Genomic DNA, 14369 nt, shown 5'->3' on the forward strand with positions numbered 1-14369 from the left:
CATCCGAACACCCATGACCCAAGATCTCTCCATCGTTCAATTGATGCTCAACGCGAGCTGGGTGGTCCAGGCCGTCGTGGCGCTGCTGGTGGTGGTTTCCGTGGTGAGCTGGGCCGCCATCTTCCGCAAGGTGTTCGCCCTGAGGCGCGTGCGCAGCTACAACGAAGACTTCGAACGCGAATTCTGGTCGGGCACCAACCTCAACGACCTGTATGCCTCCGCCGCCCAGAACGCCAAGCACGGCGGCCCGATGGAACGCATCTTCGCCAGCGGCATGCGCGAGTACCAGAAGCTGCGCGAGCGCCGCATCACCGACAGCGGCGCCCTGCTCGACGGCGCGCGGCGCGCCATGCGGGCCAGCTTCCAGCGCGAGCTCGATGCCCTGGAAACCAACCTCTCCTTCCTCGGCTCGGTCGGCTCGGTCTCGCCCTATGTGGGCCTGTTCGGCACCGTCTGGGGCATCATGCACGCCTTCACCGGCCTGGCCGCGCTGGCCCAGGTGACCCTGGCCACGGTGGCCCCCGGCATCGCCGAAGCCCTGGTGGCCACCGCCATCGGCCTGTTCGCCGCCATCCCGGCGGTGGTGTTCTACAACCGCTTCTCGCACGACATCGACCGCGTGGCCAACGCCATGGAGACCTTCATGGAAGAGTTCTCCAACATCCTGCAGCGCAACCTCGGCGTGCACACCCAGACGCCGTCGGGACACTGACATGCCAGCCGTCTCCTCCCGCGGCCGGGGCCGCCGCACCATCAACGAGATCAACATGGTGCCCTTCATCGACGTGATGCTGGTGCTGCTGATCATCTTCATGGTCACCGCGCCGCTGATCACGCCGAGCCAGATCGCCCTGCCCAGCGTGGGCCAGGCGGGGCGCCAGCCCGACCGCTTCGTGGCCGTGGTGATCGACAAGGACGAGCAGATCAAGGTGCGCGAAGGCTCCTCCAGCGCCGAACCGCAACCGGTCTCCATGGGCCAATTGGTCGCGCGCGTGCAGCAGCTGCAGGCCAGCCGGGGCAGCCCGCCCGAAGGCGGCGTGCCGGTGGTGATCAGCGCCGACAAGAACGTCAAGTACGAAGCCGTTGTTCGCGTGATGGATACCTTGCAGCGCGCGGGCATTGCGCGCGTCGGCCTCTCCGTGCAAACCTCGCGCTGAGCCCCGTCCACGCCCCATGCAATCGACTGCCGACCACCTCGACCTCGCCCCGCCCCGGAATGGGCGCTGGCTCGGCCCCATGGGGCTGGCCCTGGTTGCCCATGGCCTGCTCGTGATCGCCCTGACCCTGGGCGTGCAGTGGCAGAACGACGGCGAACCGGTCACCGTGGAGGCCGAACTCTGGTCCCGCACCCCGCAGCAGGCCGCGCCGCGCGCGGTGGAACCGCCGCCACCCCCGCCCGCGCCCACCCCGGCGCCCACGCCGGCACCGGCCCCGAAACCGGCACCCGCGCCCACCCCCGCACCGCCGCCCCCGGGCCCGACCCAGGCCGAGATCGCCACCGCGCAGGCCAAGAAGAAGGCCGAGGCGGAAAAGAAGGAGCGAGAGGAAGAGGCGAAGAAAGTCGCCGCCGCGAAGGCCGCGGAAAAGGCGGCCGCCGAGAAAAAGGCCGCAGCGGACAAAGCCGCCGCCGAGAAGGAGCGCCAGCAGAAACTGGCGGCCGAGAAGCGCGAACAGGAACGCAAGGAAGCCGCCGAGGAAAAACGCCTGGCGCAGATCCGCGAAGACCAGATCAAACGCATGATGGGCCAGGCCGGCGCCAGCGGCGGGCCGCAGAGCACCGGCACGGCCCAGCAGTCCAGCGGTCCGACACCGGGCTACGCCGGGCGCGTGGCCGCGCGCATCAAGCCCAACGTGGTGTTCACCGACGTGGCACCGGGCAACCCGCGCGCCGAGGTCGAGGTTCGCACCTCGCCCGATGGCAGCATTGTCTCGCGCCGGCTCGTCAAGAGCAGCGGCAACCCGGAGTGGGACGAGGCGGTGCTGCGCGCGATCGACCGCACCGCGACCCTGCCCAAGGACACCAACGGCACCGTGCCGTCGCCGCTGGTGATCGGGCTTCGACCCCTGGACTAAGCCCCCCTGCGCCGCTGCTCGTGGGCCTGCGCCATCCAGCTCGCCAGCGCGGCGTCCGTGGGGAAGAACAGCGCCCGGTCGTCCAGCTGCAGCTCGCACTGCGCGCCCTCGCGCAGCAAGGCCAGCCGCACCGGCAGGCCGCGCACCAGCTCGCCCTGCTCGGTGATCTCACGCTTGGGTGGGAACTCGCGCACCAGCTCGGCGATCGATGGCGCCGTGCCGTTCACCGCCACGCGCAAATACTTGCCGAAACGGCAGCGCGCCGCCGCCAGGTCCCAGATCTGCTGGATCTTCAACCGCACACCGCCTGAGAAACGGTCGGGCTGCGCCACCGCCTGCACGATGATGAGCTCGTCGTCCTTGAGCAGGTTGCGATGTTGGTTGATGAGGTTCTCGTCCGCGCTGGTCTCGAACACCCCGGTCTTGTCGTCCAGCTTGAACAGCGCGAGCTTGCCTCGCTGTCCGTTGATCACGCGGAAGTCGGTCACGATGCCGGCGAGGATCACCGGGTCGCGGCTCTCCACCACATCCCCCAGCGGCGTGCGCGCGAAGCGGCGTACCTCGCGCTGCACCTCGTCGAACAGGTGGCCCGAGAAGTAGAAGCCCATCGCGGTCTTCTCCAGCGTGAGCCGCTCCTTCACGCCCCAGGGCATGGTGGCCACGAGGTCGGGCTCCTGCTTGCTCGAACCGTGGTCGTCGTCGCCCATCATGTCGAACAGCCCGCCCTGGTTGGCGTTGGCCAGGGTGGCGGCGGCGAACTCGAAGGCGCGGTCCACCGAGGCCAGCATCTCGGCGCGGTTGAGGTTCAGCGAATCGAAGGCACCGGCCTTGATCAGCGCTTCCACCGTGCGTTTGTTCAGGCGCGTGCGGTCCACGCGCACGCAGAAGTCGAAGAGGCTCTTGAACGGACCCTTCTCGTCGCCGCGTGGGCCTTCGCCCCGGCCTTCACGGGCCGCCACGATGGCCTCGATCGCCTGTTGGCCCGTGCCCTTGATGGCGCCCAGGCCGTAGCGGATGGACTTGTTGGTGATCGGCTCGAAGCGGTGGAAGCCCCGGTTCACGTCCGGCGCTTCGAAAGCGATGCCCATCTTCTGCGCGTCTTCGAACAGCACCTTGAGCTTGTCGGTGTCGTCCATTTCCACCGTCATGTTGGCGCAGAAGAACTCGGCGGTGTAGTGCACCTTGAGCCAACCAGTGTGGTATGCGAGCAGCGAGTAGGCGGCGGCGTGCGACTTGTTGAAGCCGTAGCCCGCGAACTTCTCCATCAGGTCGAAGACCTCGTCGGCCTTGTCCTGGGGGATGTTGTGCGTGGCAAGCGCACCGGCGCGGAACTTCTCGCGGTGCTCGGCCATCTCCTCGGCCTTCTTCTTGCCCATGGCGCGGCGCAACAGGTCGGCACCGCCGAGTGAGTAGCCGCCCAGGATCTGCGCGGTCTGCATCACCTGTTCCTGGTAGACCATGATCCCGTAGGTCTCGGACAGCATCTCCGCCACCGCCGGGTGCGGGTACTCCACCTCCTCGCGCCCATGCTTGCGGTTCACGAAGCTGGGAATCAGGTCCATCGGGCCCGGGCGGTACAGCGCGTTGAGCGCGATCAGGTCTTCCAGGCGCGAGGGCTTGGCGTCCTTCAGCATGCCCTGCATGCCGCGGCTTTCAAACTGGAACACGGCTTCGGTCTGACCGCGCGAGAACAGCGCGTACACGCGCGCGTCGTTCAGCGGCACGTCCTCGAAACGGAAGTTCTCCTGCCCCGGGTGGCGCTTCATGATGAGCTCGCGCGCGATCTCCAGGATGGTCAGCGTGGCCAGTCCCAAGAAGTCGAACTTCACCAGGCCGATGGCCTCCACGTCGTCCTTGTCGTACTGGCTCACCGCCGATTCGCTGCCGGGCTGTGCGTACAGCGGGCAGAAGTCGGTGAGCTTGCCCGGTGCGATGAGCACGCCCCCGGCGTGCATGCCGATGTTGCGCGTCATGCCTTCGAGCTTCTGCGCCAGCTCGATCAGGGTCTTGACGTCGTCTTCCTTCTGGATGCGATCGGCCAGCACCGGCTCCATCTCGATCGCGTAGTTGTTCTTGTCGCCTTCCTTCTTCTGCGCCGGCGGGTACTGCAGCGTGACCGACATGCCCGGCTTGTTCGGGATCAGCTTGGAGATGCCGTCGCAGAAGCCGTAGGAGAAGTCGAGCACGCGGCCCACGTCGCGGATGGCCGCGCGCGCGGCCAGCGTGCCGAAGGTGGCGATCTGGCTCACCGCTTCCTTGCCGTACTTGTCCTTCACGTAGTCGATCACGCGATCGCGGTTGGTCTGGCAGAAGTCGATGTCGAAGTCGGGCATGGACACCCGCTCCGGGTTCAGGAAGCGCTCGAACAGCAGGTTGTATTGCAGCGGGTCGAGGTCGGTGATCTTCAGCGCGTAGGCCACCAGCGAGCCGGCGCCCGAACCCCGGCCCGGCCCCACCGGGCATCCGTTGTTCTTGGCCCAGTTGATGAAGTCGCCCACGATCAGGAAGTAGCCCGGGAACCCCATGTTCAGGATGGTGTTGATCTCGAACTCGAGGCGCTCCACGTAGCGCGGGCGCTCGGCGTCGCGCTTGGCAGTTTCGGGGTACAGGTGCGCCAAGCGCTCTTCCAGGCCTTCGAACGACGACTGCCGGAAGAAATCGGCCATCGGCATCGGCACGCCATCGATCAGCGGTGTGGGGAAGTTGGGCAGCTGCGGCTTGCCCAGCACGAGCGTGAGGTTGCAGCGTTTGGCGATCTCCACCGAGTTCGCCAGCGCGGACGGGATGTCGGCGAACAGCGCCTGCATCTGCGCCGTGCTCTTGAAATACTGCTCGCGCGTGAAGCGGCGCACGCGCCGGTTGTTGCCCAGGATCTCGCCCTCGGCGATGCAGACGCGGGCCTCGTGCGCCTCGTAGTCGTCGGGCTCGAGAAACTGCACCGGGTGCGTGGCCACCACCGGCAGGTGCAGGCGCGCGGCCAGTTGCACGGCCTGCGCCACGTGGCGTTCATCGTCCACGCGCCCGGCGCGCTGCAGCTCGATGTAGAAACGGTGCGTGAAGATGCTGGAGAGCTGCAGCGCCACGTCGGCCGCGCGCTGCGCATCGCCCTGCATCAGCGCCTGGCCCACCGGGCCGGCCTGCGCGCCCGAGATCAGAATCAGGCCCGCATTGCATTCCTGCAGCCAGTCGCGCTGCACCAGCGCCTGGCCCCGGCCGTCGTTGCGCGTCCAGGCGCGGGCGAGCAGCTCGCTCAGGTTCAGGTAGCCCTGTTTGTCCTGCACCAGCAGCAGCGCACGCGGTACCGGCGCCTGCTGGCTGCCCGGCATGGCACCGGGCGTTTCTTCGGTGAAGCCCTGCAGCAGCACCTCGGCGCCGATGATGGGCTTGACGCCCGCGCCACGGGCTTCCTTGTAGAACTTGACGGCGCCGAACAGGTTGCTGAGATCGGTGATGGCCAGCGCGGGCTGGCCGTCGGCGGCGGCCGCGGCCACCACGTCATCGATGCGGTTGGTGCCGTCGACGACGGAGAATTCGGTGTGCAGGCGCAGATGAGTGAACATCGGGCCATTTTAGAAGGCGCGGGGCCTTCTTCCTCTCAAGCGGGCGGTGGCATTTCGTCCTTGAGGATGCTCAGCACCTCGGAGCGGAACTCCCGGCTGTAAAGAATGGCCACCACGGCCAGCGTGGCGACCACCATCGCCACCGGAGAGATGAACCAGGCCAGCGCAGCGAACGAAAAGTAATAAGCGCGCAGGCCGTCGTTGAAGGTGTCGGCCGCGGCGCCCACCATGGCTGCGGCGCGGTCCGCGAAGGCCCGGCGGTCGTGCTTGCCGGACTCGAAGTCCTCGGCCGGCGGCATGGCACCGATCACCAGCGCCACGAAGGTGTACTGCCGCATGCACCAGGAAAAGCGGAAAAACGCGTAGACGAAGATCGCCACCATCACCAGGATCTTGAACTCGAAGACGATCAGCGAGGTGGTCTGGGCGAACGGGATCTCGCTCATCAACTCCGTCGCCTTGTCGGTCGTGCCGAGCAAGGCGAACAGACCACCGATGACCAGGATGGAGGTGGATGAGAAAAACGTGGGCGTGGCCGACAAGGCCTGGGTGATGAGGCCGTCGAGCATGCGGGGGTCGCGCGCCGTGGTCTGCGTCATCCAGTAGCCGCGGTAGCGGTTGGTGGTGTGGAGCAGCGAGCCCATCTTGCGGCCCCATTCGCGGGCGAACCAGGCGTAGCCGACCCACAGGGCCAGAAAGCAGACCAGGGCCAGCCAGTCGGCCCAGGGGATGATGCTGAGGAACTTCATGGAGCTGGATGGTACGCCCCCACTGCGCCGCTGACGCGGCGTCCCCCCTCGGCGTGCCGTCGGCGCTGGGAGGGGGAACGGCATCTCGGGCCGGCGGAGCCGGGCCCTGGATGCCTCTGGACCGCGGCACGCTCGCCGGATCGGCGCGTGCTACCGCCTCAGCCCGTGAATCGCGCCGCCACGCTGGCCACGCGCTCGCCGAAAAGGCGCGCGGTCTCCAGGTCGCCCGGCAGCATGTCCTGCGCACCGGCATCGGACGGCGACTGGGCGATCGCGCCGCTGTAGCTCACGAGGTAGTTCACGTCGTTGCGCTGGGCGCCCTTGGTGTTGCTGGGCATCAGGCCCTGGCTGACCCAGATCATGCCGTGCTGCATGGCCAGGGTGAACATCGTGTTCAGCGTGGCGAGCTTGTCGCCGTTCATGCCGGCGCTGTTGGTGAAGCCGGCGGCGATCTTGTCCTTCCATTTCTGGGCGAACCAGGGCTTGCTGGAGGCGTCCGCGAACTTCTTGAACTGCCAGCTCACGCTGCCCATGTAGGTGGGCGAGCCCATGATGATGGCATCGGCCGCATCGAGGGTGTCCCAGCCGCCGTCGGGCAGGTTGCCGTCGGCGTCGATGGCGAGCAGTTCGGCGTCGGCGCCCTGGGCGACCGCTTGCGCCATGCGCTGGGTGTGACCGTAACCGGAGTGGTAGACCACGACAACTTTGGACATCTTGTGTTCCTGAAAAAAAAGCGGCGCCCAGGCGCCGCGAAGGAGAAAACCAATGAAGCTCAGGCGGCCGGGCGGCGCGCGTCGAGGCTGAAGGCACCGGCGCCGAAGGCGGCGAAGGCGAGCAGGCCACCGGTGATGGCGATGTTCTTGAAGAACAACAGCTGCTGCATCATCTGCTGCTCGGCCGGCACGGCCCAGTAGGCGTGGAAGAAGAAGCTGGCCACCAGCGTGAACACGGCCAGGGCAATGGCGGCAACGCGGGTGCGGTAGCCGATCAGCAGCGCCAGGCCGCCGAAGAGCTCGATCACCAGGGCGATGGCCACGCCCACTTGCGGCGCAGGCAGGCCCATGGCCGTGGCGTAGCCGACCGTGCCGGCAAAGCCGGCGATCTTGCCAAAGCCTGCCGGCACGAAAAGAATGGCCAGCAGGATGCGGCCGATCAGGGCCAGGGGGTTTTGCAGAGCGTTCATGGTGAGTCCTTGAAAAAATGGAAGTTGAAAGGATGGAAAAAACGTTCAGGGAGCAAGATCGAACACAAGCACCTCGGCATCATCGCCGTTCGAGAGCTGCAGGCGGCTTTCGCCGGCCAGCACGGCAGCGTCCCCCGCCTTGAGGTGTTGGCCGTTCACGTCGAGCGCGCCACGCACCAGGTGCACATAGGCCTTGCGGGCCGGGTCGAGCGCCAGCTCGGCGGCTTCCTGGCCATCGAGCAGGCCGGCGTACATGGCCGCGTCGGCATGAATGGTCACCGAGCCCTCGGCCCCGTCGGGGGATGCCACCAGGCGAAGTTGACCACGCTTCTCGGCCTCGGCAAACCCCTTCTGCTCATAGCCCGGCTCGATGCCCGTCACATTGGGCTCGATCCAGATCTGCAGGAAATGCGTGGTGGCGTCGGGTGCGTGGTTGAACTCGCTGTGGCGCACGCCGCTGCCCGCGCTCATGCGCTGCACGTCGCCGGGCGGAATGCCCTTGACGTTGCCCATGCTGTCCTTGTGTGCCAGGTTGCCCTGCAGCACGTAGCTGATGATTTCCATGTCGCGGTGGCCGTGCGTGCCGAAACCGGTGCCCGGGGCAATGCGGTCTTCGTTGATCACGCGCAGGTTGCCCCAGCCCATCCAGGCAGGGTCGAAGTACTCGGCGAAGGAGAACGAGTGGTGGCTCTTGAGCCAGCCGTGGTCGGCATAGCCGCGGGCATCGGAGCGTCGAATCTGAAGCATGGTGTATTCCTTTCCATCTTCCGTGGGGCCGGCCCGAATGGCTGGCATGGGGTGAATTCTGAGCGGACCAGCCCCCTTTGTGACTGCACGGTTTTGATGGCATCATTCAAATCATTTGAACGATCAGAGTCACCGCCATGGCCACTTCCAGCCCCCGGGCCGCCCTCTCTCCTGAAAACCTGGGCCTGCTCGATGCCGTCGCCCGCCTGGGCAGCATGGCGGCCGCCGCGCGCGAACTCGGCATGGTGCCCAGCGCCCTGACCTACCGCATCCGCCAGATCGAGGACGCGCTGGACGTGCTGCTGTTCGACCGCAGCGCGCGCCGCGCCGTGCTCACCCCCGCCGGGGCCGAGCTGCTGCGTTCCGGGCAATACCTGCTGAGCGAACTCGACGCCGTGGCCCAGCGCGTCAAGCGCGTGGCCACGGGTTGGGAACCGCAACTCACCATCGCCGCCGACGCCATCATCGCGCGCGCCACCCTGTTCGAGCTCTGCGAGGCCTTCTATGCCGAAGGCGCGCCCACCCGGCTCAAGCTGCGGGCCGAAACGCTCTCGGGCACGGTGGAAGCCTTGCAGAGCGGCCAGGCCGACCTCGCCCTGGGCGTGCCCAGCGAGATGGCGCTCACCGAATTCCAGTCCGCGCCCATGGGCACGCTGAGCTTCGTCTACGCGGTCGCACCGCACCACGCCCTGGCCGCCGCCACCCACAGCCTGTGCGACGAGGAACTGCGCGAACACCGCGCCGTGGCCGTGGCCGACAGCACGCAGCGCGGGCGCGGTGTCACGCACAACCTGCTGCCGGGGCAAGATGTGCTCACCGTGCCGACCATGCAGCACAAGCTCGAAGCGCAGTTGCGCGGCCTCGGTGGGGGTTTCCTGCCGCTGTCCCTCGCACAGCCTTTCATCAACGCCGGGCGGCTGGTGGTGAAAACCGTGCAGCGGCCCAACCGCACGCTGCGCGTCTCGTATGCCTGGCGCCAGCCCCGCAGCTCGGGCGACACCGGCCGCGCGCTGCGCTGGTGGCTGGACCGCCTGCAGCATCCCAAGACGCGCGGCGCGCTGCTGAACAACCACCATCAGATCTGATCCATGGGAAAGCGGCGCGAACGATGAAGCAACTGATACAGTCAGCCACACACCCATCACCCAACGCGCCAAGAGACATGACGAACACCAGAAGCCCACGCGCAGCCCCAGCCACGAAGAACACCCGCTCCAAGGCCCGCGGCGCGGCGGCCAAGCCTCTGCACTTCGCCGTGGTCGGCGGTGGCATGGCGGGGGTGGTGTGCGCGCGCACGCTGGTGCAGGCGGGTCACCGCGTCACCCTGCTCGAGAGAAGCCGTGAGTTCGGTGGCCGCATGGCCACGCGGCGCACCGAGTTCGGCGGTTTCGACCACGGCGCCCAGTACTTCACCGTGCGCGACGCGCGTTTCGAGACCGCGCTGCGCAGCAACGCCACCGCCGTCGTGCGCCCCTGGAGCGCCAGCACCGTGCGCGTGCTCGACGAACTGGGCCGCGTGCTGGCCAGCGCGCCGCCCCCCACCGAACCGCATTTCGTGGCCTCGCCCGGCATGAGCGCCCTGGTCAACCTCTGGGCGCAGCCCCTGGCGCACCCCGAGCTGCACGGCGGCCTGCTGGCCCGCACGCTGCTGGACACCTGCGTGACCCGCATCGAGCGCGATGCGCTGCATCCCGAACAATGGCAACTGCGCGCCGAAGACGCTCAGGGCGGCCAGCAGGTGCTGGGCGGCTTCGACCGCGTGGTCCTCGCCATGCCGCACCCGCAGATCCACGACCTGCTGCTCGCCTCCGGCCTCGCGCCCGAGTTGCGCAAGGCACTCACCCCCGTGCACGTGGCGCCCTGCTGGACGCTGATGGTCGCCTACCCCCAGGCCATGCAGCCCGGCCTGCCGCACCTCGGCCCGCAGTGGAACGCCGCGCGCAGCACGCACCACCGCATCAGCTGGCTGGCGCGCGAATCCAGCAAGCCCGGGCGCGACCCCATCGAGCGCTGGACCGTGCAGGCCAGCCCCGCCTGGTCCACCAAGCACCTGGAAGACGACGCCGAGCGCGCCAAGGCCAAGCTGCTCAAGGGCTTTGCCGAAATCACCGGCATCCGCGCCACGCCCACCCATGCCGTGGCGCACCGCTGGCGCTTTGCCCAGACGCAGACGCCGCTGGGCCAGAGCCACCTGCTCGACAAGGCACTGGGCATCGGCGCCTGCGGCGACTGGTGCCTGGGCCACCGCGTCGAAGACGCCTTCGTCTCCGGCCTGGAAATGGCGCTCGCCATCGCCTGAGTCTTCCGCGTCTGCGGGCCATGGCGGCCATGTACAGAGGACGTTTCGCCCCTTCGCCCACCGGCCCGCTGCATGCGGGCTCGCTGGTCGCCGCACTCGCCAGCTGGTTGGATGCGCGCGCCCACGGCGGCGTCTGGCTGGTGCGCATGGAAGACGTGGACACGCCACGCTGCGTGCCCGGTGCCGACGGCACCATCCTGAGGCAGCTTGAAACCTGCGGCCTGGTCAGCGACGAGCCCGTGCTCTGGCAATCGCAGCGCGGCGCCCATTACCAGCAGGCGCTGGACCGGCTGGTGGCCGCGGGCCGCGCCTACCCGTGCGCCTGCTCGCGCAAGGACATCGAGGCCGCGCTGCAGGCCCAGGGTGTGGTGCGCGAGCGCCACCACAGCGCCGTCTACCCCGGCACCTGCCGGCCCGAGCGTGGCGGCCTGCGCGGCAAGCCCGCCAGAGCCTGGCGATTCGCCGTGCAGCCCCTGCGCAGCGAAGTGCGCTGGACCGATCGCCAGCTCGGCCCGCAGGCGCAGGACGTGGCCACCGAGGTGGGCGACTTCGTGCTCAAGCGCGCCGACGGCCTCTGGGCCTACCAGCTCGCCGTGGTGGTGGACGACGCGGCGCAAGGCATCACCCACGTGGTGCGTGGCGAAGACCTGGCCGACAACACGGCGCGCCAGATCCTGCTGCAACAGGCGCTGGGCCTGCCCACGCCGGCCTACCGCCACACCCCGCTGGTGCTCGGTGACCACGGTGAAAAGCTCAGCAAGCAGAACGGCGCGCAGGCGCTGGACCTGAGCGATCCCCCCACCGCGCTGATGCAGGCCGCCCAAGTGCTCGGCCTGCCCACGCCAGGGCGCGACACGGTGACCAACCTGCTGGCGGCGTGGACGAAGGCCTGGCCCGCCTAAAATCCACCCCTTCCCCGACCGACCGCTCCCGATGACCGACCCCCGCCACGCCCAACCGCGCCCTGCCCCCGCCGACACCACCTTCATGCGGGCGGTGAAGAGCTATGTGCTGCGCGCGGGCCGCATGGGCCCGGGCCAGGCTCGAGCCTTCGAACAGCACGGCCCCCGCTTCCTGCTGAACTACGCCCCCGGCGCGTTCGACGCGGCTGCGGCCTTCGGGCGCGCCGCGCCGCTCATCATGGAGATCGGCTTCGGCATGGGCGGCGCCACCGCCCACATCGCCGCCGTGCGCCCGCAGGACAACTTCCTCTGCTGCGAAGTGCACGAGCCCGGCGTGGGCGCCCTGCTCAAGCTCGTGGGTGAGCAAGGCCTGGAGAACATCCGCATCTTCCGCCACGACGCGGTGGAGGTGCTGGACCACATGCTGGGCGAAGCCAGCCTCGATGGCGTGCACATCTTCTTCCCCGATCCCTGGCACAAGAGCCGCCACCACAAGCGCCGCCTGATCCAGGGCCCGTTCGTGAACCGCCTCGCGCGCCACCTCAAGCCAGGCGGCTACCTGCACCTCGCCACCGACTGGGAACCCTACGCCCAGCAGATGCTGGAGGTGCTCCAGGCCGAGCCCCTGCTGAGCAACATCGCCGAAGCGGGTGGCGACGGCTTCGTGCCCAAGCCCGACTACCGGCCGCTCACCAAGTTCGAGAACCGCGGGCTCAAGCTCGGCCACGGCGTCTGGGACCTGGTGTTCCGCCGCGTCTGATCCGCAACGGGCCACCATGGGCCGTCCCCCGAAAAACCCGGCGATTCCCTCGCGGCAGGGCGTGTCCGCCAGCTGCATCGCCCTGCCCTACGGCAAGGCCGCGCCCTGGCCGCTGCTGCTCGACTTCCTGGCCGAACGCCTGAGCGCCGTCAGCCGCGAGGCCTGGGCCCAACGGCTCGCGCGCGGCGAGGTGCTTGACGACGCGGGCCAGGCCCTGCCACCCGATGCGGCTTTCACGCCGGGGGTGCGGGTCTACTACTACCGCGAACTCGACCACGAACCCGTGGTGCCGTTCGAGGAAACCGTGCTGCACCTGGACGAGCACCTGCTGGTGGCGGACAAACCGCATTTCCTGCCGGTGACACCCGGTGGGCGCTACGTGCAGCAAAGCCTGCTGGTGCGGCTGAAGAACCGGCTGGGCATCGACACGCTGAGCCCCATCCACCGCATCGACCGCGAGACAGCGGGCCTGGTGGTGTTCAGCCTGCGCCCGCAGGACCGCGACGCCTACCAGTCGCTGTTCCGCGACCGCGCGGTGCACAAGGTGTACGAAGCGCTCGCCCCCTCCGGCGATGCGTCCCAGGCCTGGCCCGTGGTGCGGCGCAGCCGCATCGAGGAAGCGCACGACGCCTTCTTCCGCATGAACGAGGCCGAAGGCGAGCCCAACAGCGAGACGCGCATCGAGCGGCTGGAGGTGCGCGGCCCGTGGGCGCGCTACCGCCTGGAGCCCGTCACCGGCAAGCGGCACCAGCTGCGCGTGCACATGAACGCGCTGGCGCGGCCCATCGTGGGCGATCAGTTCTACCCGAGTGTGCAGCGCGGGCCACACGAAGCCGAGGATTTCTCGAACCCGCTGCGCCTGCTGGCCCGGGCCATCGCCTTCACCGACCCCGTGACGGGCGAAGCACGGGCCTTTTCCAGCCAGCAATCGCTGAGCTGGCCCGAGCCGCAGGAAACGGTCAGGCCTTGATCTCGCGCGCCGTGATCTGGTACTTGAAGTCGTCCGGCGCGTAGGAATCCAGACGCTGGCCGCCGGTCTCGCCCACGGGGTACATGAAGAAGCCCAGCTGCGGGCCCTGTGCCTGCGGCAGCTTCACGTCGTGCGCCATGTTCCAGGCCATCCAGTTGCCCTCCCAGCCGCCGAACAGCGCGCGGTTCACCGGCGTGACCACCGGGTGCTGCGTGGTCTTGATCCACTCGGGCGTCTCCAGGCGCATGACCTTGGCCACATCGGCCGGGTCCATCGCCACCCAGCCGTGGCCGGCCAGGTGCACCTCGGCGCGGCAGTGCTGCGCGCCCTTGAGGCTGGCGGAATTGCCGCTGAGCTCCTTGTAGCCGAAGGCCGAGGGCGCCAGGCGGATGCCGTACACGTCGCGCGCCGGCAGGCCGGCCGAGCGGCACAGGCCGACGAAGATGGCGTTGAGGTCGGCGCACTTGCCGCCCAGGTTGCCGGTCTCCAGCATGGTCTTGATGTCGCCTTCGCCGCAGCCGCGCACCTTGGGCTCGCGGTAGGTGTTGGCCACCACCCAGTCGTAGATCTGGCGCGCCTTCTGCGCGTCGGTGCGCGCACCGCGCGTGGCCTTGAGCGCGGTCTCGCGCACGATGCCGTCGGTGGGCAGCAGGGCCGTGGGCTGGGTCCAGAAGCGCAGGCTGGCGGCGTCTTCGGTGCTGGCCGTTTTCTGCGAAAGATCGGCCGCGCGGTTGCGCGTCTGCACGCGGCTGGTGAGTTCCACGTAAGGCATGCCACCACCTTCGGCGAACGTCACGTGCAGCATGCGGGCACCGTAGTGCCGCTCTTCGGTCAGCTGCGCGGTGCCGTTGGTGCGGAAGTCGCTGGTGAAGGACTTCTGCCAGTCGCTCTCGACCGAGGGCAGCGGCAACCAGACCTGGGAAGCGCCCCGGGGCAACTCGATGTCCACCCGGGTGGTCACATCGAAGGTGCGCCAGGCGCCGGGCTGCGGGTTGAACTCGCGCTGTGGTGCCGGGTTGGCCTGGGCCAGGGCCCCTGTGGCATGGAACAGCGGTGATGCGGCGGCCACGGAGGTGGCGGCGCGCTGCAGGAAGCGGCGGCGATCGGGGGTCATGAAGGGCACTCC

General features: G+C 68.6%; 14 protein-coding genes. 8 read left to right on the forward strand and 6 right to left on the reverse strand.

What is annotated here, in order from left to right; all coding sequences use genetic code 11:
• Positions 1-13: 13 nt before the first annotated feature.
• From tolQ to tolA, 3 genes are read left to right on the forward strand one after another with little or no spacing between them, the layout of a single operon-like run.
• Positions 14-712: a protein TolQ gene (gene tolQ / locus AC1Q9M_RS03055; protein ID WP_291112121.1), complete on the forward strand. Its 699-nt coding sequence runs from the start codon at positions 14-16 to the stop codon at positions 710-712.
• Position 713: 1 nt separating this feature from the next.
• Positions 714-1157: an ExbD/TolR family protein gene (locus AC1Q9M_RS03060; protein WP_291112118.1), complete on the forward strand. Its 444-nt coding sequence runs from the start codon at positions 714-716 to the stop codon at positions 1155-1157.
• A 16-nt stretch (positions 1158-1173) separates the two neighbouring features.
• On the forward strand, positions 1174-2073 hold the full coding sequence (tolA, locus tag AC1Q9M_RS03065) for a cell envelope integrity protein TolA (protein WP_492432353.1): 900 nt from the start codon (positions 1174-1176) through the stop codon (positions 2071-2073).
• Here tolA and dnaE read toward each other — a convergent pair.
• The 5 genes from dnaE to AC1Q9M_RS03090 all read right to left on the reverse strand — a co-directional run bounded on the left by dnaE (position 2070) and on the right by AC1Q9M_RS03090 (position 8312).
• Positions 2070-5633: a DNA polymerase III subunit alpha gene (gene dnaE / locus AC1Q9M_RS03070; protein WP_492432355.1), complete on the reverse strand. Its 3564-nt coding sequence runs from the start codon at positions 5631-5633 to the stop codon at positions 2070-2072. The two genes, tolA and dnaE, sit on opposite strands and share 4 nt — an antisense overlap.
• 35 nt (positions 5634-5668) lie before the next feature.
• Positions 5669-6382, reverse strand: a complete 714-nt coding sequence (locus AC1Q9M_RS03075) for a DUF599 domain-containing protein (protein ID WP_444686277.1) — start codon at positions 6380-6382, stop codon at positions 5669-5671.
• Positions 6383-6540: 158 nt separating this feature from the next.
• Positions 6541-7095: a flavodoxin family protein gene (locus tag AC1Q9M_RS03080; protein WP_382326940.1), complete on the reverse strand. Its 555-nt coding sequence runs from the start codon at positions 7093-7095 to the stop codon at positions 6541-6543.
• 59 nt (positions 7096-7154) lie between these two features.
• Entirely contained in the window at positions 7155-7565 is a 411-nt protein-coding gene (locus AC1Q9M_RS03085; RefSeq protein WP_382324069.1) for a DoxX family protein, read from the reverse strand.
• Positions 7566-7610: 45 nt separating this feature from the next.
• Positions 7611-8312 carry a pirin family protein gene (locus tag AC1Q9M_RS03090; protein ID WP_382158905.1) on the reverse strand — a complete coding sequence of 234 codons (702 nt, stop codon included), beginning with the start codon at positions 8310-8312 and terminating at the stop codon, positions 7611-7613.
• A 137-nt stretch (positions 8313-8449) separates the two neighbouring features.
• Here AC1Q9M_RS03090 and AC1Q9M_RS03095 point away from each other — a divergent pair, with 137 nt between their 5' ends.
• From AC1Q9M_RS03095 to AC1Q9M_RS03115, 5 genes are all read left to right on the forward strand, one after another.
• Positions 8450-9397 carry a LysR family transcriptional regulator gene (locus tag AC1Q9M_RS03095; RefSeq protein ID WP_444686276.1) on the forward strand — a complete coding sequence of 316 codons (948 nt, stop codon included), beginning with the start codon at positions 8450-8452 and terminating at the stop codon, positions 9395-9397.
• A gap of 77 nt (positions 9398-9474) precedes the next feature.
• Positions 9475-10611, forward strand: coding sequence for an NAD(P)/FAD-dependent oxidoreductase (locus AC1Q9M_RS03100; RefSeq protein WP_444686275.1), 1137 nt, complete (start codon positions 9475-9477; stop codon positions 10609-10611).
• Between the two features lie 20 nt (positions 10612-10631).
• On the forward strand, positions 10632-11513 hold the full coding sequence (gluQRS, locus tag AC1Q9M_RS03105; RefSeq protein ID WP_444686274.1) for a tRNA glutamyl-Q(34) synthetase GluQRS: 882 nt from the start codon (positions 10632-10634) through the stop codon (positions 11511-11513).
• Between the two features lie 31 nt (positions 11514-11544).
• On the forward strand, positions 11545-12273 hold the full coding sequence (gene trmB, locus AC1Q9M_RS03110; protein WP_492432358.1) for a tRNA (guanosine(46)-N7)-methyltransferase TrmB: 729 nt from the start codon (positions 11545-11547) through the stop codon (positions 12271-12273).
• A gap of 16 nt (positions 12274-12289) precedes the next feature.
• Positions 12290-13243, forward strand: a complete 954-nt coding sequence (locus AC1Q9M_RS03115) for a pseudouridine synthase (RefSeq protein ID WP_492432360.1) — start codon at positions 12290-12292, stop codon at positions 13241-13243.
• Here the strand turns inward: AC1Q9M_RS03115 and AC1Q9M_RS03120 are convergent.
• Entirely contained in the window at positions 13233-14357 is a 1125-nt protein-coding gene (locus AC1Q9M_RS03120) for a transglutaminase-like domain-containing protein (protein ID WP_492432362.1), read from the reverse strand. The two genes, AC1Q9M_RS03115 and AC1Q9M_RS03120, sit on opposite strands and share 11 nt — an antisense overlap.
• Positions 14358-14369: the final 12 nt, after the last annotated feature.

Source organism: Hydrogenophaga sp. GW823-FHT04C09 (assembly GCF_058796355.1).

Excerpts from the sequence above, each read along its gene's own strand:
- tolQ (WP_291112121.1), top strand. The coding sequence starts at position 14 with ATGACCCAAGATCTCTCCATCGTTCAATTGATGCTCAACGCGAGCTGG.
- AC1Q9M_RS03060 (WP_291112118.1), top strand. The coding sequence starts at position 714 with ATGCCAGCCGTCTCCTCCCGCGGCCGGGGCCGCCGCACCATCAACGAG.
- tolA (WP_492432353.1), top strand. The coding sequence starts at position 1,174 with ATGCAATCGACTGCCGACCACCTCGACCTCGCCCCGCCCCGGAATGGG.
- dnaE (WP_492432355.1), bottom strand. The coding sequence starts at position 5,633 with ATGTTCACTCATCTGCGCCTGCACACCGAATTCTCCGTCGTCGACGGC.
- AC1Q9M_RS03075 (WP_444686277.1), bottom strand. The coding sequence starts at position 6,382 with ATGAAGTTCCTCAGCATCATCCCCTGGGCCGACTGGCTGGCCCTGGTC.
- AC1Q9M_RS03080 (WP_382326940.1), bottom strand. The coding sequence starts at position 7,095 with ATGTCCAAAGTTGTCGTGGTCTACCACTCCGGTTACGGTCACACCCAG.
- AC1Q9M_RS03085 (WP_382324069.1), bottom strand. The coding sequence starts at position 7,565 with ATGAACGCTCTGCAAAACCCCCTGGCCCTGATCGGCCGCATCCTGCTG.
- AC1Q9M_RS03090 (WP_382158905.1), bottom strand. The coding sequence starts at position 8,312 with ATGCTTCAGATTCGACGCTCCGATGCCCGCGGCTATGCCGACCACGGC.
- AC1Q9M_RS03095 (WP_444686276.1), top strand. The coding sequence starts at position 8,450 with ATGGCCACTTCCAGCCCCCGGGCCGCCCTCTCTCCTGAAAACCTGGGC.
- AC1Q9M_RS03100 (WP_444686275.1), top strand. The coding sequence starts at position 9,475 with ATGACGAACACCAGAAGCCCACGCGCAGCCCCAGCCACGAAGAACACC.
- gluQRS (WP_444686274.1), top strand. The coding sequence starts at position 10,632 with ATGGCGGCCATGTACAGAGGACGTTTCGCCCCTTCGCCCACCGGCCCG.
- trmB (WP_492432358.1), top strand. The coding sequence starts at position 11,545 with ATGACCGACCCCCGCCACGCCCAACCGCGCCCTGCCCCCGCCGACACC.
- AC1Q9M_RS03115 (WP_492432360.1), top strand. The coding sequence starts at position 12,290 with ATGGGCCGTCCCCCGAAAAACCCGGCGATTCCCTCGCGGCAGGGCGTG.
- AC1Q9M_RS03120 (WP_492432362.1), bottom strand. The coding sequence starts at position 14,357 with ATGACCCCCGATCGCCGCCGCTTCCTGCAGCGCGCCGCCACCTCCGTG.